This window comes from Methylotenera sp., assembly GCF_029946165.1.
Classification (GTDB): Bacteria; Pseudomonadota; Gammaproteobacteria; order Burkholderiales; family Methylophilaceae; genus Methylotenera.
Map to the genome: position 1 here is coordinate 261319 of NZ_JAQSDZ010000005.1, position 19809 is coordinate 281127.

Here is a 19809-nt window from a genome sequence, read left to right on the forward strand (position 1 = left end):
ATGTGTTCAAACAGATTGTTAAAATAATAGGCGGTTAGCTCAGTTGGTTAGAGCGCTTGGTCGACATCCAAGAGGTCACCAGTTCGAATCTGGTACTGCCTACCAAATTTAAAGCCACTTCATGTTGAAGTGGCTTTTTTATTTCTATCTTTCACTCACAATAGTTATCTCAATGCATGCGTTTTAATTCACGCAGATCATTAAGTTCTACTCTTATTAAGTCTATATAGCAATATCTAAAAAGTTGGTTGATATGACACGTGATGTGGTTGATATGGCACACATAGTGGTTGTTAACAATCAATGCCTATCGGTAATCTATTGATTAGTTGTTGTTAATCATTATAAATAAACAAATTAAATCAATTGGTTGTAACTTATTGTGGTGGGTTAGGCTAATTTGGAACGCACATTGCTAATAAATGAGGCTAAAAGTTTATAAACTTTTTTCTAGTCATGATATTGGAGTGTATTTTAATGATAAAAAATCTTAATCGAAAAAAAAGCGCGATTGCAGTCGTAGTCGCATGTTCTGTGATGACCACATTTTCTTATGCAGAAGAGTCAATCATATTAGACAAAGTGGAAGTTACAGGTATTTTGCCTGAGAAGTTGGAAGCTGTACCTGGTTCATTTGATGTTGTTACAGAAAAGGAGTTAGAAGCTCGTCGTCCATTTTCTATTACTGAGGCTTTAAATAATGTGCCTGGTATAAACGTTGTCGGCGAAGATACATTCGGTCTTGGTTTAAACATCGGTATCCGAGGTATGGATCCTCGTCGCACGTCACGTACGCTGTTGCTTGAAGATGGCATGCCATTGTTCTTAGCACCTTATGGTGACCCCTCTGCGCATTATTCAACACCATTAGATCGTGTTAGCCGCATTGAAGTGGTTAAAGGTTCAGGCCAAGTACTTTATGGCCCACAAACCGTCGGCGGTATGATTAACTTTGTCACTAAACCAGTGCCTAAAGATGGTTTTGCAGGTAGCGTATCCGCAGTGGGTGGTAATAACGACTTTTATGGCTTACATGCCAATGTCGGTTATGGCACAGAGCTAGGCGGCATCATGATGGATGCGATTAAAAAACAAGGTGATGGTATTCGTAACAATCATGAGTTTGATGTAGAAGAATACACATTGAAGGGGCAGTTGAATATCACTGATCGACAAACCCTAATTGCGAAAGTTGGCTACTACAAAGAGGAGTCTCATGTTTCTGAAACCGGCTTAGGTGAGGTGGACTATGCAAGAGATAAATTCCAAGCACCATCAGGCAAGAATGACTTCTTCTCACATGAGCGTAAATCAGCACAGCTACAACATATTTTCCAAATTGATGACAAAATGAAGTTATCAACGCAAGCCTACTACGCAGACTCATACCGTAGTTCGTTTCGCCAGACCGATGCGCCTGGTGGCTATGACGATGACGAAGCAGGCGAATCTACTGGTGTGACCGTGATGGATAGATGTAGTGGCTTAACGCTGACAGAAACAACAGCAGAACAGTGTGGTGGTCGTCATCGCCCAAGAAGCTACAATTATTGGGGGATCGAACCACGATTAGACGTAAGCCATAATTTATTTGGGGTCGATAGTGATGCTGTACTTGGCTTCCGTTACCATGAAGAAGACATTAGAAGAAGACAGTTCCGTGGTGCTGACCCAAGATTTCAAAGTCTACCTTATGCGCAAGCCAACTCTTTATCACGTGAGGATATCGGCATCAAGGTTGAGGCTAAATCTTACTACGCACAAAACACGTTTCATGTGAACGACTGGGCGATTACCCCTGGCGTGCGTGTTGAAGATATTCAGATTAAGACCGATGTGCGTCGCGCCGATGGGCAAGTACAAAATAATCCTGAATCAAAACTAACCAACAATCAAACAGAAGTGTTACCAGGTTTTGGTGTGGCTTGGAATGGCATTGCTAATACCACGTTCTTTGGCGGTGTGCATAAAGGCTTTGCACCGCCACGCCCTGATCGTGACTTGCGTGCTGATGGTGCGAATACAGCTGTTGTAGATAAAACCAAACCAGAAACCAGCACTAACTGGGAAATTGGTGTGCGTTCAAGCTTCTTCAAAGGCGTAAACTTCTCCTCAACTTTGTTCCATACCAAATTTGATGACATTGTGGTGAATAACGGCTCAGGTGAGTTTGTGAATGGTGGCGAGTCTGAGATGTCTGGCCTAGAGTTTGGTGGACGTGTAAATTTCGGTACGATTTACAATACAGCGCATAATATTTATGTGTTGGGTTCTTACACCAATACATTCACTGCAAAGTTTAAGAAAGATGGTCCTGATGTTGACAGTGGCATTATCAGTGGTGATCGTTTACCTTACGCGCCACGTCATTTAGCATCGATTAGCGTAGGTTACCAACACCCAGTAGGGTTAGACGCACGTATCGGTGCTACTTATATCAGCAAACAAGAAGTAGATGCTTTTGCAAGAGTGCTTGATCCAGTGGATGCTGCATTGTCTGGTTTGGCTGGTGATGTTCCATCTTACACATTGTTTAATGCTTCTGCGAATTTCAAACCAGTGGGGTCTAAAGCGACTTACTTCGTTAGTGGTTACAACTTAACTGATCGTGAATACTTAGCAAGCCGTGTAGATGGCATGTCTGTTGGTCGTGGTCGTCAGGTGTTTGGGGGTATTCGCTATGACTTCTAACTAAGTTTTTGCTTACTTTTCAGTAATGTAAGGTAATCAAGTGGTTAATTTAAACGAGCTTTATCTGCAAGGATGGGCTCGTTTTTATTTGGTATCAGTATTCATATGCATAAATATTAAACAAGTTTTAGCTTATTAATACAGTGTACGATAAATTGCAGTCTTTTATGTTGCTGTGCGATAATTCTAATCTTTGTACCTTATGTCACTCAAAAGCCGCTTGCGGCTTTTATGTTTTAGAGAGAATTGTATGCCAGTCATTCGCCTGCCCGATGGGTCGCAACGTAGTTTTGATCAGCCAGTTACTGTGGCTGAGGTCGCCATGAATATCGGTGCTGGTTTAGCCAAAGCCGCATTGGCAGGTAAAGTGAACGATAAGCTCGTGGATACCAGCTATTTGATCGAGGTTGATAGTGACTTAGCTATTATTACCGACAAAAATCCAGAAGGCTTGGATGTGATTCGTCACTCAGCCGCACATTTGTTGGCATATGCTGTTAAAGAGCTGTTTCCTGATGCGCAAGTGACGATAGGGCCTGTGATTGACAATGGTTTTTATTATGATTTTTCATACAAACGCCCATTTGCGCCAGAGGATTTAATTGCCATTGAAAAGAAAATGGCTGAACTTGCGAAAAAAGATGAGCCTGTTACAAGGAAAGTGCTGCCTCGCGATGAAGCCGTGGCTTATTTCAAAAGCATAGGTGAACAATATAAAGCTGAGTTGATTGAATCTATTCCTGCTGGTGAGGATGTTTCACTCTATACAGAAGGAAGTTTTACCGATTTATGTCGTGGTCCGCATGTGCCAAGCACAGGTAAGATTAAATCATTCAAGCTAATGAAACTGGCTGGTGCTTACTGGCGAGGTGACAGCAATAACGAGATGTTGCAGCGCATTTACGGTACGGCTTGGCGTAATAAAGAAGAGCTTGAAGCGTACTTGTTCCAACTGGAAGAAGCTGAAAAGCGAGACCATCGCAAATTAGGCAAACAACTTGATTACTTCCACATGCAGGATGATGCACCAGGAATGGTGTTCTGGCATCCGCGTGGTTGGAGCATTTGGCAAGAAGTTGAGCAATATATGCGCAAAATGTTCCGCGATTACAACTATCAAGAAGTGCGCACGCCTACCATTATGGATAGGACTTTGTGGGAGAAGTCGGGACATTGGCAGAATTACCGCGAAGGTATGTTTGTCACTTCGTCTGAAAGCCGTGATTACGCAGTTAAGCCTATGAATTGCCCGGGACACGTGCAGATTTTCAATAGCAGTTTACATAGCTATCGCGATTTACCATTACGTTTGGCTGAGTTTGGCTCATGTCATCGTAATGAACCATCAGGATCGCTACACGGCTTGATGCGAGTACGTGGCTTTACGCAAGATGATGCACATATATTCTGTACTGAAGAGCAGGTTGAGGCAGAAGTTGCTGATTTTATTAAGATGTTATACAAAGCTTATGGTGACTTTGGTTTTAATGACGTATTAGTGAAATTATCTACTCGCCCTGAAAAACGCATCGGTACAGATGCTGATTGGGATAAAGCAGAAACGTCGCTTGCAAATGCGCTTAAATTAAACAACCTAGATTTTGAATATCAGCCAGGAGAGGGCGCATTTTATGGCCCTAAGATTGAATTCACCCTTAAGGATTCATTAGGTCGTTTGTGGCAATGCGGTACGATTCAGTTGGACCCTAATTTGCCGGAGCGCTTGGGGGCTGAATATGTTGCCGAAGATAATAGCCGTAAACATCCTGTGATGTTGCATCGCGCTATCGTTGGCTCTATGGAGCGTTTCATTGGTATTCTGATTGAAAACTATGCAGGCGCAATGCCACTTTGGTTAGCACCTATACAAGTGATGGTGCTCAATATCTCTGAAAATCAAGCGGATTATGTGCGTCAAGTAGTTGAAATGCTAAAGAAAAATGGCATTAGATGCGAATTTGACTTGAGAAATGAGAAGATAACCTATAAAATACGCGAACATTCGATGCAGAAAATGCCTTACTTGCTAGTTGCAGGTGAGCGTGAGATGCAAACGGGACATGTAGCCGTGCGTACCAGAAAAGGCGAAGACTTAGGTTCTATGCCGATTGAAGCGCTTATTGAGCGCTTAAAAGCAGAGATTGAAGCTAAGGCTTAAGCCTACTGAAAGCAATTTAAAATTCGCTTTCAGTTGATTTCTGAAAATGCGCGGCTTAACTATTTGGAGAATTTGATATAGCACAGGACAAAGAAACACGAATTAATGGCGATATTACAGGGTCGCAAGTTCGTTTGGTGGGCATTGAAGGCGAGCCTTTGGGTATAGTAACGTTAGCTGAGGCTTTTGCAAAAGCTGAAGAGGCTGATATTGACCTAGTGGAAATTGCACCCAATGCGGTGCCACCAGTGTGCAGGTTGATGGATTACGGCAAATTTAGATATGCCGAAAGCAAGAAGCAGCACGAAGTTAAGCTTAAACAAAAGCAAGTGCAAGTAAAAGAAATTAAGTTTCGCCCTGGTACAGATGATGGCGATTATGCAATTAAAGTGCGTAATATTATTCGTTTTATTGAAGATGGTGATAAAGCGAAAATTACCCTGCGTTTTAGAGGTCGTGAGATTACCCACCAAGAGTTCGGTCTAGCCTTACTTAGACGTGTAGAAGCAGATACAAAAGAAGTGGCGCTAGTTGAGCAGTTTCCAAAAATGGAAGGTCGCCAAATGGTGATGGTATTGGGCCCACATAAAAAAATTAAGTAGTAAAAAAGATGTAGTAAACCCTGGAGTGATACGGCTTAACGGCATGCCTAAGCACTCATAACTTAAGTTCAAGGAGAACAAAATGCCAAAAATGAAAACCAAGAGCGGTGCTAAAAAGCGCTTCAAATTCTTGGGTAACGGTAAAGTGAAACGTACTCATTCTCACCTACGCCATATCCTTACAAAAAAGACCACCAAGCAAAAGCGTAAACTACGCGGCACGGCGATCATCTCACCAACAGACGTCAAACGCGTTCGCGCAATGATGCCAACACGATAAGGAGACCGATATGCCTAGAGTAAAACGTGGTGTCATCGCTCGCGCAAGACACAAAAAAGTATTAAAAGCCGCTAAGGGTTATCGCGGTCGTCGTAAAAACGTTTACCGCGTTGCTAAGCAAGCGGTAATGAAAGCTGGTCAATATGCTTACCGTGACCGTCGTCAGAAAAAACGTCAATTCCGCACATTGTGGATTGCGCGTATTAATGCTGGTGCTCGTGAATTAGGCTTAACTTACAGCCGTTTCATGAACGGTTTGAAAATTGCATCAGTTGAAGTAGATCGTAAAGTACTTGCTGACTTAGCAGTATTTGATAAAGCAGCATTTGCCAAATTTGTTGAAATGGCAAAAACAGCTTTGGCTGCTTAAGTTGTAAAGTTTGAAATTTCAAACTTAAATTATCAAGTTTGAGTAAAAAAGAGGCCTCGGCCTCTTTTTTTTACTGTAAAATCAATGCATTGTAAAAATTTAGCTCTAATCAGAAGTTCATTTAAAGATCAAAAATATATATGGCCGATTTAACGCATTTAATTTCAAAAGCGCAGGCGGATTTCGCAAATAGCGCAACAATGAATGACTTGGAAATAGCAAAAGCTAAATATCTAGGTAAAACGGGTCTGTTGACCGATGCATTAAAAGGTTTAGGAAAGCTTAGCAATGAAGAACGGCCAGCTGCTGGTGCCGCTATCAATGTGGTTAAGCAGGACGTTGAGACGGCTTTAAACGCACGTCGTGAAGCCATTTTGAATGCAGAGCAAGCTAAACAGCTTGCGCAAGAGTCGATAGATGTTACCTTGCCAGCGCGAACTCAGTCACAGGGTGGCTTACATCCAGTGACGCTTACTTTAAGACGTGTCGAAGAGTTATTTCATTCAATTGGTTTTGAAGTGGCTACAGGTCCAGAAATTGAAACGGATTTTTATAATTTTACCGCGCTGAACATCCCTGAAGATCACCCAGCGCGGGCTATGCACGATACCTTTTATATTGATGAAGCAAACGTGTTAAGAACACATACTTCACCAGTGCAAATTCGTTACATGGAAAATGCATTAAAAACCAACAAAACTCCGCCGTTAAAAATCATTGCACCTGGTCGAGTGTATCGCGTGGATTCCGATGCAACCCATTCCCCTATGTTCCATCAAGTGGAGGGTTTGTGGGTCGATGAAAATATTAGTTTTGCTAATCTTAAAGGCGTTGTGCAAGATTTCTTGCAAAAATTCTTTGAGCGTGATGACTTAACTGTACGTTTCAGACCATCATTTTTCCCATTCACAGAGCCTTCAGCAGAAATGGACATGAGCTGGAATGGTGGTTGGTTGGAAATAGGTGGTTGCGGTATGGTACATCCTGAAGTGTTTAAACATGTAAATCTAGATAGTGAAAAATACCGTGGATTTGCCTTTGGATTGGGCGTGGAACGCTTGACCATGTTGCGCTATGGCGTAAACGATTTACGCCATTTCTTCAATAATGATTTGCGCTTCTTAAGCCAATTTAAATAATATACCTACTAACAAACCTAAAATTTAAGGTCACAAAAGCATTATGCAGTTTTCAGAAAATTGGCTACGCAGCCTTGTAAATACTGATTTAGATAGTCAAGCTCTGAGTCACGCGCTGACTATGGCTGGGCTTGAGGTTGAGGACATGCAGCCAGTTGCTGCGGCCTTTAGTAAAGTGGTTGTAGCTAAAATACTTTCAGCTGAAAAGCATCCAGATGCAGACCGGTTGCAGGTATGTAAAGTTGATGTAGGTTTAGCCGAACCTTTACAAATCGTATGCGGTGCTGCCAATGCACGCGCTGGCTTGCTGGCTCCTTGTGCTATGGTAGGTGCTGAGTTACCTGGCATCTCGATTAAACAGGCTAAAGTACGCGGTGTAGAGTCTTTCGGCATGATGTGCTCATCTAAAGAACTGGGTATTAGTGCTGAAGCGACAGGTTTGCTGGAGTTGGATGATAGAGCAGTCGTGGGTCAAAGTATTCGTGAGCATTTAGATTTGGATGACACTTTACTTACCTTAAAGTTAACTCCCAACCGCAGTGATTGCTTAAGTCTTAAAGGTATTGCACGTGATGTTGCAGCCATAACAGGCGCGGCAACTCATTTTGAAGCTATTGAAGCTGTACCCGCGACTATTAGAGTAACTAAAAATGTCATAGTGAGTGAACAAGCGGTTTGTCCAAGCTATTGTGGTCGATTGATTAGTGGTGTCAATGCCAAAGCAAATACACCTGATTGGATGATTAAACGTATCGAGCGTAGCGGCCTGCGTAGCATTAGCGCATTGGTTGATGTGACTAATTATGTGTTGCTTGAATTGGGTCAACCCATGCATGCGTTTGATGCGGCTAAGCTCAATGGCGATATTACGGTGCGCTTTGCCAATGCCAATGAGTCATTAAGCTTACTTAACGACCAGACTGTAGAGTTGAAATCGGATGATTTAGTCATTGCTGATGCAAATGGTGCCGTAGCCCTTGCAGGTATTATGGGCGGTAAACCGACCTCTGTAGATGATACAACAACTGAAGTTTTCTTAGAAAGTGCTTTTTTCACACCTTCAGTGATTGCTGGTAAGGCTCGTAGATTGGGCTTAAGTACAGACTCCTCTTACCGTTTTGAGCGTGGTGTGGATTTTGGAAATACGAAACATGCACTGGAATATGCCACTAAGCTAATCATGCAAATTTGTGGCGGTCAAGCGGCTGAGGTGACTGAGGTTGTTAGCAGCTTGCCAGTACGCCAACCAGTCAAATTAAGAATGGCGCGCTTGGTATCAGTATTAGGTATTCCATTTGAAGCGGCTAAAGTTGCACAACTGCTGACACAGCTTGGTTTTGACTTTACAGAGGCGAACAGCATATTTACTGTCGTGCCACCAAGTTATCGATTTGATATTAGTATTGAAGAAGACTTAATCGAAGAAATTGCTCGTTTGCATGGCTATGATCATATTCCTGCAATCGCGCCCTTGGCTAACCTACTCATGCTTTCAGCGCCAGAGGCTAGATTACATCAAAACAAACTACGCGATAGTTTAGTGGCGGTCGGTTATCAAGAGGTGGTGAACTACAGTTTTGTGGATGAAAGCTGGGAGCGAGATTTGTTAGGTAATCCCACGCCAATCAAGCTTCAGAACCCGATTGCAAGCAACTTAAGCGTGATGCGCACTAGTTTATGGGGCGGCTTGCTTGATACCTTAACTTATAACTTGAACCGCAAGCAAGATAGAGCATTCTTGTTTGAAATTGGTGCAGTTTATTTTAAACAGGCCAATAGCTTTGTAGAAACAACACGCGTTTCAGGCCTCGCGTACGGCAGCGCAAAGCCTGAGCAATGGAGTTCTGATAGCGCTGATGTGGACTTTTTTGAAGTGAAAGCGCATGTTGATAGGCTGGTAGGCGCAAAAGCTATATATGAAAAGGCTGAACACAATGCCTTGCATCCTGGGCAAACAGCACGAATTATAATTGATGGTAAAGCAATTGGCTGGTTAGGTAATTTGCATCCAAAATGGCAGCAACAATATAGCTTAACTAAAGCTACCTATTTATTTGAATTGGATATGGAAGCAATATCTAGCCATCAAATACCAGCTTACCAAGAAGTATCCAAATTGCTCCCAATTCGTCGTGATTTGGCAGTAGTATTGGATGAAAATATTGCAGTTGGTGATGTGTTAAGTGCGATTATAAAAACCGAAATTCCATTGGTAATTGACGTGGCATTATTTGATTTATACCAAGGTCAAGGTGTGGCTGAAAATAAAAAAAGCCTTGCATTATCAGTACTTATGCACGATACTCAAAAAACATTAACGGATAGTGATGCCGACACAACCATTACTATTCTGCTACAATTATTACAAGATAAATTTGCAGCTACACTTAGAAATTAGATCACAAAACTATGTGGCTTGATTTTAAATGTGATTGAATTTTAATAAATGGTTATGTAGATTTAAATTATTAGAATAATAATCTGTACATTAAAAAAAGCTCAAAAGCTAGAAATGAAATGGGAGTGGGTATGACATTAACAAAAGCTGAACTTGCTGATTTACTCTATGAGCAAGTTGGGTTAAATAAGCGTGAAGCCAAAGATATGGTTGAAGCATTTTTCGAAGAGGTGCGCATTGCGTTAGAAGCGGGTGATAGTGTGAAGTTATCTGGATTCGGTAATTTTGAATTACGGAAAAAATCTGAGCGTCCAGGCCGTAACCCTAAAACTGGTGAAGAAATACCAATTACCGCTCGTCGTGTAGTAACTTTTCATGCCAGTCAAAAACTAAAAAGTAAAGTGGAAGCCAATTATCTTAACTAATTGAATGGTCAACCTATAAGTATGAGTGAACACAATATAAAAGTGCAATTACCGCCAATACCTGCAAAGCGTTACTTTACCATAGGTGAAGTTAGTGAGCTTTGTGGTGTAAAGCCGCATGTACTCAGATATTGGGAGCAGGAGTTTACTCAACTTAAACCAGTTAAGCGTCGAGGTAATCGTCGCTATTACCAGCATCACGAAGTACTACTCATTCGCCGTATTCGTGAACTGCTATATGAACAAGGTTTCACTATTAGCGGTGCTCGTAACCGTCTTGATGGTCCCAACGAAGTTGAGGCTAAAGTGGATCTAGGGCAACCCGCGATACAATCAGATTTGAACTTAAATCATTCCTCATCAGCAAGTAATAAAGAGTTTGACTTCACTTCAATTAAAGCTGAGTTGGTAGAGATTCTCCGTTTGCTTAATCCAGTGTTTGCCGCCAAATAATACACTGATTTATTTCGGAGCGCCTTTTATCTCCTGACGCCTTATTGCGTTATAATATCACTCTTGTTTGTAAGCTTTATTACAACATCGGTTCGGGGCATAGCGCAGCCTGGTAGCGTACATGCCTGGGGGGCATGGGGTCGCAAGTTCGAATCTTGCTGTCCCGACCAATAAATCAATGCAAAGACAAGCCGCTGATAAGTGGCTTTTTTGATTTTGACTGGCGCTATTATTTTAGCACCAGTCGGTAATGCACGAATGGGGGTTCATACCCAAATAGTTAGCAATTAATTCTGAGTAAAAAAGAGAGTTTTTACATACACGCATTAATTAGGCTAGTTATGTTCACTCGCCTCATCTTTAATTGCCTTGCCACCTTGCTCAATATCTTTTCCAGCGCCTTCCATAGTATTGCAACCAGACAATGCCCCTAGGGTTCCGGCAAGAAATAAAGTAGTGAATAGTAATGCAAAAGTTCTTTTAAACATGATAAATCTCCTGGATATAGAACTAGTACAAAATAATTTAGCAAACATTAAACTTCACAAACTATTGCGCACTAGCGATTGGTGAACTGAAGTTACTCTTTCTTAATTAACAAGCTATTTTCAACTGATTTAACACCTTCGATTTCAGAGGCAATTAGTCCAGCTTGTCTAATTTGATCTTCTGTTTCAACAAACCCGCTGAGCAAAACCACGCCTTGATTGGTTTTTACGCTAACATTCAAGCTTTTCAAACCCTCATCTTTTAATAAACTGCCTTTTACTTTTGAAGTGATCACACTATCTTTTACAACACGTTTTACTTCTTTTTGCTCAGATTTAGATTTGTAGTTCGTATACTCTTGCTCATCAAGAGTACCGTCGTTATCTATATCAGCAGCTTTAAAGTGTTTTGCAAAAAGTTTTTCCTTATTTGCTTCTGTTTTAGTTAATGTAGTGTTGTTATCTACATCTAAAGCTTTGAATGATGTGCTATAAGCAGATTGATTGGCTTCACTTAAATCTTCTGCTGCGAAAGCCTGTAGACTTAAGGTGCTGCTAGCCAAAGCCATTGCTAGTAAAGTAGATTTGAAATGAGAATTATTTTTCATGTTGATTTCCTATAAGTAATATAAAAGAATTACAATGCAGAGTAAGCGCATGAGCTATTTAGGTCTGTACGCTAGCCAACATAGATAATTTGTTTGTTTTTTTACTTAGAATTAACTTTTGAGATTAAAGGTGGACTACTTACCCCTTAATTTAAAGTTAAAGTAATGGACAATATTAAGACTTCTTATTGTTGACGATTGGGCGTAAATTTGAATAGAATCTCGCTACAAATGGCACGCTTGGCTTTAAAAAATGTAAATTGATGCACTTATGGTGATAAAACAATTGACAGTTAAATTAAATGCCAGCAAAGTAACGGTGCTTTTACACAACACTTATCATGGGAACCAAATATATGAATAAATCTGAATTGATTGATGCTATTGCAGCAAGCGCTGGTCTTACTAAAGCTGATGCAGGTCGTGCTATTGATGCAACCACAGCAGCTATCACAGCAGCACTTAAAAGTGGTGATGCAGTTACGCTTGTAGGTTTTGGTACATTTAAAGTAACACAACGTGCTGCTCGTACAGGTCGTAACCCACGTACAGGCGCTGAGTTGAAAATTGCTGCACGCAAAGCGCCAGCTTTCACTGCAGGTAAAACATTAAAAGATTCAGTTAATTAATTCTGATTCTTGGTTAATGATAAAAAAGGAGCTATATGCTCCTTTTTTTGTCATATAGCTTGCATGGGTAAAGTTTTTTGTCTAAAAATCTCATTTGTAATCTTGCGATTTAGCATAGCGTATTGCCGTTGAAGTATATTAAATTTGCGTCGAATTTTCATAATGGAACTAAGACCCGTTAAATTAATCCTAATTATTCAACCATTCAAGAATCGTTAAGATTTCATAAAGAAAGCAAGCTGATTTGAAAATAATAATGTCGATAATTGTTTTTGTTAGTTTGTTAGCTTGGTTTTTTCTAATAAACACGCAAAATCAAGCTCCATCTAACCATGAAGTCACAAAACTTGAACGTATGGGTGATGAGTGTGTTGGCATTTCAGAGAAAGCAATTATAGGAATGACGCCAGTAGTTGAGTTTCAAAAGTTAGAGTTAATAAGTCGCAAAGCGAACGTGTTAAAGAACTGTATGGCGGATAGAGGTTTTCGTGAAGACCCCGCTTGGCGGAAATATGCGGAGCCCTTAGCTAATGTAATCGCTTCAGAACAAAATATCTCTTTCGATGAGGCCATCGAAACTATGAGAAAAGCCGATATGTTGCTTTTTAAAAAGCAAAATCAACGTCCTTTATATTGGATTTCAAATATAAATTAGAATTTTCTAAGGCTAACAAAAGCGCCAAATGAGGAAAGAATATGCTTAATAAGCTGATTGTGTTTACGGTAATTAATGCACATTTTTCCTTAGTTCACGCTCAACCAAGTATTGGTGAAATATTAGTATTAAGCGATTCTTTAGTGCAAGTGGCTGTTGAGCTACCTAATGGCATTACGGGAAATGGGTCTGGGGTGGTGGTGAGTAAAGAATATGTAGCAACCAATTGCCATGTATTAGCCAATGCCAAGGGCGCCAACATCATTAAATATCGAGATGCCTATCGACCAATCGGTTTGAAAGCTGATTGGAAGCATGATTTATGTTTGCTTAAGTTTGACAGCTTGCCATTTAAAGTCGCAAAAATGCGAGATAGCCGCACAGTGAAGTACGAGGAAGTAATCTTCAGTCTGGGTTATCCCATTGGTAATAATGTGCCACAGCCTTCTTATGGTAGTGTTAAGGGCGCATACCCGTTAGACGACAGCGTTGTGATACGCACCAGTGCTGCTTTCGCCATGGGCTCAAGTGGAGGTGCTTTGTTTGACCAAAATTTTAATCTTATCGGAATCACCAGTTTCAAAAGCCCAGGCTCGCAAGGCTTTTTTTATAATCTACCGGTTGAGTGGATAAAAGCGTTGTTTGACTCGCCAGATATTCTGTCTTTAAACACGAATGATGTACCGTTTTGGGCGTTACCTTTAGATCAAAGACCTTATTTTATGCAGGTCGTCATTCCTTATCAAAACAAGGATTGGTTGGCTTTAAAGAAAATTGCGAAAGCTTGGACGGTGCAAGAACCTAAATCATCTGATGCGTGGTATTTTTTAGGTTTAGCTGAAGAGGGCGTCAATCAAACAGTATCAGCCAAAGAAGATTTTAAAAAAGCACACACCTTGAATAGTCGTCACTTGGATGCAATGCTCGCTTTAACTCACATTGCCTATTTGCAAAAAGATTTACCCGCCCTTGAAACATTCAAAGCTAAAATTGACTTTCTTGATCAAGAACAAGGTGCATTGATTGCCCAGAAGATATTTGAATTAAAAGCTAAACAACTTAAAACTACAGAACTTAAAAGTCACTAACTTCCATTACTAGTTATATCTAAAACTCTTAGTGCTCTTAGCTAGAGTATTCTCGCCATAAGTAGGCTGTTCTGGTAAGCGCTGATTTGGCCTGCTTTCCCTGCTTTATTAGCCTCTTTGTAATAAGTCATTGTTAAATATCATAGTGGGCGGTATTTATTTATATTTTTTAAAGAATAATTTTCTATTTTGAATTTAATCGTTATACAGATTATTAACGCTCTGTAATCTAATCATGGCGTTGTTCTACAGAACATTTGTGAATATGAACTGATATAAAAACCCATGAGATATTTAGCATGATCCTAAAGTTTTGAAAACCCAGACCGATACTCTTTACATCAGCATTGCTTAATCGGCAAAAACGATAAAAGAAAATTTAAGCCTTACCCTAAATTTTCTTAAAAGCTTACCGATAACAGTTACAACAGCAGCGCAAATCACAACGAGTTACAAAAAGTGAGATGCCGAGCTAACAGTAATAAAGATGTAATTGAATTTAATTTAACTTTAGGAGAATTATCATGGCTTCAGTAATCAATACCAACATTAGCTCATTAAACACACAGCGTAATCTTTCAACTTCACAAAGCTCATTGAATACATCATTACAACGCTTATCTTCAGGTTTGCGTATTAATAGCTCTAAAGATGATGCTGCTGGTTTAGCGATTGCAACAAAAATGGACTCACAAATTCGTGGTCAGCAAGTGGCTATTCGTAACTCAAACGACGCGATTTCATTCGCACAAACCGCAGAAGGTGGCTTGGCTAAACAAACAGACGCTATCCAACGTATGCGTGAATTAGCGGTTCAATCTGCCAACGCGACAAACAGTAGCAGTGACCGTGCCAATCTAGATGCTGAGTTTACGGAGTTAGAAGCTGAAGTAACACGTTTGAATACTTCAACTAAGTTCAATGGCTCAACTGTGTTCGGTACTGCGGCAAAAGTATACCAAGTTGGTGCTGATACTACGGACACGATTAGCGTGAGCGGTGTTGCTTCAATGACTACAGCAACAGGTTCAATTACCTCAGTAACAGGTGCTACAGCAGCGATTACCGCGCTAGATACAGCTTTGACTACATTAAGTACTAATCGCGCTAAATTGGGTGCTATTCAAAACCGTTTTGAATCAGTGGTAAGTAGCTTACAAGTTTCTGTAGAAAACCAATCTGCCTCTAAATCTCGCATCATGGATGCTGACTTTGCAGCAGAAACAGCAAACTTGACACGTGGACAAATCTTGCAACAAGCAGGTACTGCAATGTTGGCTCAGGCGAACTCCCTACCTAATGGTGTATTAGCACTATTAAGAGGCTAAACGAAATTTAAAATATAAACCTTATCACCCACAGGACTGATCATCCTGTGGGGTTTTGCAAAGGAGTAAATCATGTTCAACTCATCATTAGATGGTTATGGGTCCATTAGAAAGCTGGCTGCCGTGCAAAATACTGCCGGCAGCCAAATTGCCATTGATAGAACAACAACGAGCCCAACAGGGCTTAAACCCGTTATAAAGCCTGAATCTAATAAAGTAGATGTAAGACCTGTAGCGGTAGATAAAGGTGAGTTAGTCACTGCTGTCAAGAAGCTTAATGACCTTGTGGCACCAGCGTTACAAACCGTGCAATTTTCCTTGGACGATCAGTCTGAACGTATGGTCGTTAAGGTGGTTGATACAGCCTCTAAACAAGTATTGAGACAGATTCCAAATGAAGAAGTGTTGGCCATGTCGAAAACACTTGATAAATTGCAAGGGTTAGTGATTAGGCAAACAGCTTAATTACCTTACCTAGTTAGTTTTAAATGTTGTGAGCGTGAGTGGAGGTTGGCTAAAGTTTTTGTGGTTTAAGCCGATGATATTAGTAACTGTTTTGAAAAGGATATTCACATGGGAATTACAACTACAGGTATTGGTTCTGGCCTAGATGTGGAATCTATTGTTAGTAGCTTAATGAATGTTGAAAGGAAGCCATTAACTGCAGTAGCAACAGAAAAAACGGCTTATCAATCTCAGATCTCCGCTTATGGCACGTTAAAAAGTGCGCTCTCTACTTTTCAAACCGCTTTGAGCGCACTTTCAACGGCAGCAAAGTTTAATGCTCAAACAGTGAGCTCTGGTAATACCAGCATTTTTACTGCCACGGCAAATGGTACCGCTTCTCTTGGTGATTATGCGGTCACAGTGAACCAACTTGCTAAATCGCAAAAACTATCATCAGCGGGCTTTACCAATACTACAGACACGGTAGGTACAGGCACGCTAACGATAGGTTTTGGCACTTATAACGCCACTGGTAATACCTTTACCGCTAATGCAGCAAAGAGTGATGTCACCATTACTATCGATAGCTCAAATAACACTTTAGCTGGTGTGCGCGATGCAATTAATGCAGCTAACTCAAGTGTGAGCGCCACCATTGTGAATGATGGGTCGACCAATCGTTTGGTAATTACTTCAAAAGATACTGGCGAGGTCAATAGCTTAAAAATTAGCGTGGCTGATAGTGGCGATGCCAACAATACAGATGCTGTAGGATTATCAAGTTTAGCATTTGACCCAACGGCTAGCGCTGGTAGTGGTAAAAATATGACGCAGATGCAAGCTGCAAAAAATGCCTTATTTGAAATTGATGGTATTTCTATAGTTAAAGCCAGCAACACCGTGACTGATGCGATTAGCGGTGTCACGCTTAACTTACTCGCAACTAGTGCCAGCAGTGCTAATCTCGGCGTGACTAGCAATACAGAGTCCGTCAAAACATCCGTGACTGCCTTTGTGGATGCCTATAATAAGTTAGATACAACATTGCGTAGTCTAACCAAATACGACGAAACCGGTAAAGCCTCGGGGATATTGCTTGGAGATGCCACCGCCCGCTCAGTGATTAATCAAGTCAAGGCAGTGATGACTAAAGCCATTTCTTCGGGCAATACGATTAACTCTTTAAGTCAGATTGGCGTGGCATTTCAACGCGATGGTAAGTTAGCCCTAGATTCCACCAAGTTAACTACTGCGATGAGCAGTAACTTCGCAGAGATAGCCGCGGTATTCGCCACATCAGGAAAGTCAACTAATCCACTCGTTAGCTATTCTAGTGGCACTAGCAAAACGCAAGCTGGTAGCTATGCAGTGACTTTTACCATGACTGGTGGAGTCCTTCAAGGCACGATTAACGGCGTTGCTGCAACTGCTAGTGGCAATAACCTCACTGGAGCGACCGGTAATGCGAGTGCAGGCTTAAATATAAGTTACAAAGGCCCTACACTTTCTGAAGGAAGCTCCGTTACCAGTACTGTGAACTACAGTATTGGTTATGCTACCCAATTTGATAGCTTGATTACCAGCTTGATGAGTGAGACTGGAATTGTAGCGTCAAGAACAGAGGGCATAAACAGCTCCATATCACGTTTAGATAAACAGTCTGCATCGATTACAGTACGGTTAGCTGCAATTGAAACGAGATATCGTAACCAGTTCACAAAACTAGATACGCTGATGGCAAGTATGTCCTCAACAAGTTCATATTTAACTCAGCAGATTGCCGCGATTAACGCTAACAATTAAGAACAAGCGAAGGATATAAAAATGTTTGGACTCAATCAAAAAGGTGTGAATGCTTATGCCAAAGTTGGTATGGAAACTGGAGTGTTAGCAGCTAGCCCAAATAAATTAATCATTATGCTATATGAAGGCGCTATTGCAGCATGCCGAAGTGCAGACTCCCATATGCAGAGCAAAGATATAGCGAATAAAGGCCTTATGATCTCGAAAGCAATTTCTATCATTGAGTCAGGGTTAAGACTTAGCTTAGATAAAAAAGCTGGCGGCGAGATTGCTATAAGCTTAGATGCGCTTTACGCCTATATGAGTAAACAATTAATGACTGCAAATATTCACAATAAGCCAGAATTAATACATGAAGTTATTAAATTGCTGACTGAATTAAAGGGTGCGTGGGAGGCCATTGATAACGTTAAAATGCCAACTAAAGACATGGCAATGGCGATCCCGAGCCAAACGGCAATTAAGGTTAATCACAATATTGCTAATTACGCAAAAGCCTAGATAACTTACAATAATAGAGAACTACAATGGAACCTCAAGACACAATTATGATTTATGAAGCTGTTGCTGAGATCACCAAAAAAATGTTGATTGCTGCCAAACTACAGGATTGGGATACATTGGCTGAACTGGAAACAAATTGTGCTCAGCAGATAGCCAAATTAAAACTTATTGAAAATGCACCGCCGCTACCTAGCGATGCGCGCGCGCGCAAATTGGCAAGTATAAAAAGTATACTTGCTGATGACCGTGAGATTCGCAACATTGTTTCACCTTGGATGGTGAGATTGAATTCATTAATGAGTAGTTTACATATGGAGAATAAACTGACGCGCTCTTACAATCAGTAGTCCGCGTCATTATCAAGATGCTCAAACAAGCTGACATCGCAAGCATAGGCCCTGTAGCTAGAATTTTACCAATACTCGCGGTAGAGAATATTGGCAACATCAGGCAGGAGCTTGCTGATCGAGCCACACAGTTTGTGAAGGGGCAGGATTACTTTGCTCATGTGTTATCAAAAGTGGGCGACACTGCCTACAACGTCAAGGTTGAGAGTGGCAGTCTTAAGGGAACGCTCCTTAAAATGGATTTAGGATTAGCGGCCAAAGCAGGCCAGTTGATTACCTTGCGTTATATGCACGATAGTCCTGTGCCAACATTTTTACTCACAGCTACACCCTCTAATGTTGCTGGTAGTAAAACAGAATTAAGTACTGCAGCTAATCTCATTGGGCACTACTTGAAACAAGCTGAAAGCGAGGGCGTAACAAGTCGTTTTCAAGCCACAGCTGTCGTAACAAATAACCCAGGTAAGCCACAGGTTCTGGCGCATGATTTAAAAAACGCCGTGAGTAAAAGCGGACTGTTTTATGAGTCGCACTTAAGTGACTTGGCACAAAGTAATCAGTCGCTTGCTGCTCTTAAACAAGAGCCGCAAAACCAAGCCAATTCGCCCATTGCCAATTTAATGTCTCAGCAATTGGCAATTCTCGAGCACCAGCGCATGAGTTGGCAGGGGGAAGTATGGCCTGGACAGAAAATGGATTGGGACATCTATCAACAGAGTAGTGACGATGGAAATCAATCAGCTAATGACTCCGAATCAGATCAAAAGCAATCTATTTCTAGCGAGATGACTTTGCATTTTCCACATTTAGGTAAAGTTTCCGCGAGAATCAGCCTGGTTGATGGACGTATGCGTGTCAATATTTTGGCAGATCAGCCTGAAACATTAGAAATGTTAAAAGCAAAGCGATTAAGTTTGGCTGAATCAATCAGTAAGAATGGCCAGCAATTAGATGCTTTGACGGTTGAGCGAGATGAATAAACTTCAATTCAACACACATCAACCCCACACTATTGAACATAGTAGTTCAGACTTCAATCTTAATGGTGCTGTAAACCCTAATCAGCAAGCTATTGCTTTGGCTTATGCTGAGGGCTCATATGCACCAAAAGTTGTGGCTAAAGGTCGAGGTGTTATCGCGGAGCAGATTATCGCCAGAGCGAAAGAGCATGGTGTGTTTGTGCATGAGTCTAAAGATTTGGTTGCGTTGTTAATGCAAGTTGATTTGGATGATCATATTCCGCCAGCTTTGTATCAGGCAATAGCCGAGATTTTGGCTTGGTTATATAAGCTAGAGCAGGGTAATGATGATGAAGACACGCCTGCATTTTAAATGCAAGTATTTAGCTACCAATTATTTAATTACCAATAATCTAATACCAATATTTCAAATAAGC

General features: G+C 41.0%; 21 protein-coding genes and 2 tRNA genes. 21 read left to right on the forward strand and 2 right to left on the reverse strand.

Annotated elements, in window-relative coordinates:
• The first annotated feature begins 28 nt into the window (after window positions 1-28).
• From PSV17_RS03500 to PSV17_RS03550, 11 genes are all read left to right on the forward strand, one after another.
• A tRNA-Val gene (locus PSV17_RS03500) sits at window positions 29-105 on the forward strand.
• Window positions 106-477: 372 nt separating this feature from the next.
• Window positions 478-2691, forward strand: coding sequence for a TonB-dependent receptor (locus PSV17_RS03505; RefSeq protein ID WP_300479742.1), 2214 nt, complete (start codon window positions 478-480; stop codon window positions 2689-2691).
• A gap of 250 nt (window positions 2692-2941) precedes the next feature.
• Window positions 2942-4849 (forward strand): threonine--tRNA ligase, encoded by a 1908-nt coding sequence (thrS, locus tag PSV17_RS03510; RefSeq protein ID WP_300479745.1) that lies wholly within the window; start codon window positions 2942-2944, stop codon window positions 4847-4849.
• 77 nt (window positions 4850-4926) lie between these two features.
• Window positions 4927-5451, forward strand: coding sequence for a translation initiation factor IF-3 (gene infC, locus PSV17_RS03515; RefSeq protein ID WP_300479972.1), 525 nt, complete (start codon window positions 4927-4929; stop codon window positions 5449-5451).
• An 82-nt stretch (window positions 5452-5533) separates the two neighbouring features.
• A complete protein-coding gene (gene rpmI, locus PSV17_RS03520; protein WP_013148440.1) occupies window positions 5534-5731 on the forward strand; it encodes a 50S ribosomal protein L35 in 198 nt (65 codons plus the stop codon).
• A gap of 10 nt (window positions 5732-5741) precedes the next feature.
• On the forward strand, window positions 5742-6101 hold the full coding sequence (gene rplT, locus PSV17_RS03525) for a 50S ribosomal protein L20 (protein WP_300479747.1): 360 nt from the start codon (window positions 5742-5744) through the stop codon (window positions 6099-6101).
• 140 nt (window positions 6102-6241) lie between these two features.
• Entirely contained in the window at window positions 6242-7240 is a 999-nt protein-coding gene (gene pheS, locus PSV17_RS03530) for a phenylalanine--tRNA ligase subunit alpha (protein ID WP_300479751.1), read from the forward strand.
• 43 nt (window positions 7241-7283) lie between these two features.
• On the forward strand, window positions 7284-9638 hold the full coding sequence (gene pheT, locus PSV17_RS03535; RefSeq protein ID WP_300479753.1) for a phenylalanine--tRNA ligase subunit beta: 2355 nt from the start codon (window positions 7284-7286) through the stop codon (window positions 9636-9638).
• A gap of 131 nt (window positions 9639-9769) precedes the next feature.
• Window positions 9770-10063 carry an integration host factor subunit alpha gene (locus tag PSV17_RS03540; RefSeq protein WP_013148436.1) on the forward strand — a complete coding sequence of 98 codons (294 nt, stop codon included), beginning with the start codon at window positions 9770-9772 and terminating at the stop codon, window positions 10061-10063.
• A gap of 21 nt (window positions 10064-10084) precedes the next feature.
• A complete protein-coding gene (locus tag PSV17_RS03545; RefSeq protein ID WP_300479755.1) occupies window positions 10085-10516 on the forward strand; it encodes a MerR family transcriptional regulator in 432 nt (143 codons plus the stop codon).
• Between the two features lie 93 nt (window positions 10517-10609).
• Window positions 10610-10686: transfer RNA gene (locus PSV17_RS03550), tRNA-Pro, on the forward strand.
• Between the two features lie 165 nt (window positions 10687-10851).
• On the opposite strand, the gene PSV17_RS03555 is transcribed toward PSV17_RS03550, so the two are convergent.
• Window positions 10852-11004 carry an entericidin A/B family lipoprotein gene (locus tag PSV17_RS03555; protein WP_300479757.1) on the reverse strand — a complete coding sequence of 51 codons (153 nt, stop codon included), beginning with the start codon at window positions 11002-11004 and terminating at the stop codon, window positions 10852-10854.
• Between the two features lie 92 nt (window positions 11005-11096).
• The gene (locus tag PSV17_RS03560; RefSeq protein WP_300479759.1) at window positions 11097-11612 is read right to left on the reverse strand and encodes a BON domain-containing protein; all 516 of its coding nucleotides are present in this window, start codon (window positions 11610-11612) and stop codon (window positions 11097-11099) included.
• Window positions 11613-11968: 356 nt separating this feature from the next.
• Between PSV17_RS03560 and PSV17_RS03565 the strand changes: the two genes are divergently transcribed.
• From PSV17_RS03565 to PSV17_RS03610, 10 genes are all read left to right on the forward strand, one after another.
• Window positions 11969-12241: an HU family DNA-binding protein gene (locus PSV17_RS03565; protein WP_300479762.1), complete on the forward strand. Its 273-nt coding sequence runs from the start codon at window positions 11969-11971 to the stop codon at window positions 12239-12241.
• 256 nt (window positions 12242-12497) lie between these two features.
• Window positions 12498-12896, forward strand: a complete 399-nt coding sequence (locus PSV17_RS03570; RefSeq protein ID WP_300479765.1) for a hypothetical protein — start codon at window positions 12498-12500, stop codon at window positions 12894-12896.
• A 41-nt stretch (window positions 12897-12937) separates the two neighbouring features.
• The gene (locus tag PSV17_RS03575; RefSeq protein ID WP_300479767.1) at window positions 12938-13984 is read left to right on the forward strand and encodes a serine protease; all 1047 of its coding nucleotides are present in this window, start codon (window positions 12938-12940) and stop codon (window positions 13982-13984) included.
• Between the two features lie 524 nt (window positions 13985-14508).
• The gene (locus PSV17_RS03580; protein ID WP_300479769.1) at window positions 14509-15312 is read left to right on the forward strand and encodes a flagellin; all 804 of its coding nucleotides are present in this window, start codon (window positions 14509-14511) and stop codon (window positions 15310-15312) included.
• A gap of 72 nt (window positions 15313-15384) precedes the next feature.
• A complete protein-coding gene (locus PSV17_RS03585) occupies window positions 15385-15777 on the forward strand; it encodes a flagellar protein FlaG (protein WP_300479772.1) in 393 nt (130 codons plus the stop codon).
• Window positions 15778-15885: 108 nt separating this feature from the next.
• A complete protein-coding gene (fliD, locus tag PSV17_RS03590; RefSeq protein ID WP_300479775.1) occupies window positions 15886-17562 on the forward strand; it encodes a flagellar filament capping protein FliD in 1677 nt (558 codons plus the stop codon).
• 21 nt (window positions 17563-17583) lie between these two features.
• Window positions 17584-18063 (forward strand): flagellar export chaperone FliS, encoded by a 480-nt coding sequence (gene fliS, locus PSV17_RS03595; protein WP_300479778.1) that lies wholly within the window; start codon window positions 17584-17586, stop codon window positions 18061-18063.
• 26 nt (window positions 18064-18089) lie between these two features.
• The gene (locus tag PSV17_RS03600; RefSeq protein WP_300479780.1) at window positions 18090-18413 is read left to right on the forward strand and encodes a flagellar protein FliT; all 324 of its coding nucleotides are present in this window, start codon (window positions 18090-18092) and stop codon (window positions 18411-18413) included.
• A 17-nt stretch (window positions 18414-18430) separates the two neighbouring features.
• The gene (locus tag PSV17_RS03605; RefSeq protein ID WP_300479782.1) at window positions 18431-19393 is read left to right on the forward strand and encodes a flagellar hook-length control protein FliK; all 963 of its coding nucleotides are present in this window, start codon (window positions 18431-18433) and stop codon (window positions 19391-19393) included.
• Window positions 19386-19745, forward strand: a complete 360-nt coding sequence (locus PSV17_RS03610) for an EscU/YscU/HrcU family type III secretion system export apparatus switch protein (protein ID WP_300479784.1) — start codon at window positions 19386-19388, stop codon at window positions 19743-19745. Before PSV17_RS03605 ends, PSV17_RS03610 begins: the two co-directional genes overlap by 8 nt.
• Window positions 19746-19809: the final 64 nt, after the last annotated feature.

What these genes read in the sequence shown, in the direction of transcription:
- PSV17_RS03505 (WP_300479742.1), top strand. Translation starts at nt 478, where the DNA reads ATGATAAAAAATCTTAATCGAAAAAAAAGCGCGATTGCAGTCGTAGTC.
- thrS (WP_300479745.1), top strand. Translation starts at nt 2,942, where the DNA reads ATGCCAGTCATTCGCCTGCCCGATGGGTCGCAACGTAGTTTTGATCAG.
- rpmI (WP_013148440.1), top strand. Translation starts at nt 5,534, where the DNA reads ATGCCAAAAATGAAAACCAAGAGCGGTGCTAAAAAGCGCTTCAAATTC.
- rplT (WP_300479747.1), top strand. Translation starts at nt 5,742, where the DNA reads ATGCCTAGAGTAAAACGTGGTGTCATCGCTCGCGCAAGACACAAAAAA.
- pheS (WP_300479751.1), top strand. Translation starts at nt 6,242, where the DNA reads ATGGCCGATTTAACGCATTTAATTTCAAAAGCGCAGGCGGATTTCGCA.
- pheT (WP_300479753.1), top strand. Translation starts at nt 7,284, where the DNA reads ATGCAGTTTTCAGAAAATTGGCTACGCAGCCTTGTAAATACTGATTTA.
- PSV17_RS03540 (WP_013148436.1), top strand. Translation starts at nt 9,770, where the DNA reads ATGACATTAACAAAAGCTGAACTTGCTGATTTACTCTATGAGCAAGTT.
- PSV17_RS03545 (WP_300479755.1), top strand. Translation starts at nt 10,085, where the DNA reads ATGAGTGAACACAATATAAAAGTGCAATTACCGCCAATACCTGCAAAG.
- PSV17_RS03555 (WP_300479757.1), bottom strand. Translation starts at nt 11,004, where the DNA reads ATGTTTAAAAGAACTTTTGCATTACTATTCACTACTTTATTTCTTGCC.
- PSV17_RS03560 (WP_300479759.1), bottom strand. Translation starts at nt 11,612, where the DNA reads ATGAAAAATAATTCTCATTTCAAATCTACTTTACTAGCAATGGCTTTG.
- PSV17_RS03565 (WP_300479762.1), top strand. Translation starts at nt 11,969, where the DNA reads ATGAATAAATCTGAATTGATTGATGCTATTGCAGCAAGCGCTGGTCTT.
- PSV17_RS03570 (WP_300479765.1), top strand. Translation starts at nt 12,498, where the DNA reads ATGTCGATAATTGTTTTTGTTAGTTTGTTAGCTTGGTTTTTTCTAATA.
- PSV17_RS03575 (WP_300479767.1), top strand. Translation starts at nt 12,938, where the DNA reads ATGCTTAATAAGCTGATTGTGTTTACGGTAATTAATGCACATTTTTCC.
- PSV17_RS03580 (WP_300479769.1), top strand. Translation starts at nt 14,509, where the DNA reads ATGGCTTCAGTAATCAATACCAACATTAGCTCATTAAACACACAGCGT.
- PSV17_RS03585 (WP_300479772.1), top strand. Translation starts at nt 15,385, where the DNA reads ATGTTCAACTCATCATTAGATGGTTATGGGTCCATTAGAAAGCTGGCT.
- fliD (WP_300479775.1), top strand. Translation starts at nt 15,886, where the DNA reads ATGGGAATTACAACTACAGGTATTGGTTCTGGCCTAGATGTGGAATCT.
- fliS (WP_300479778.1), top strand. Translation starts at nt 17,584, where the DNA reads ATGTTTGGACTCAATCAAAAAGGTGTGAATGCTTATGCCAAAGTTGGT.
- PSV17_RS03600 (WP_300479780.1), top strand. Translation starts at nt 18,090, where the DNA reads ATGGAACCTCAAGACACAATTATGATTTATGAAGCTGTTGCTGAGATC.
- PSV17_RS03605 (WP_300479782.1), top strand. Translation starts at nt 18,431, where the DNA reads ATGCTCAAACAAGCTGACATCGCAAGCATAGGCCCTGTAGCTAGAATT.
- PSV17_RS03610 (WP_300479784.1), top strand. Translation starts at nt 19,386, where the DNA reads ATGAATAAACTTCAATTCAACACACATCAACCCCACACTATTGAACAT.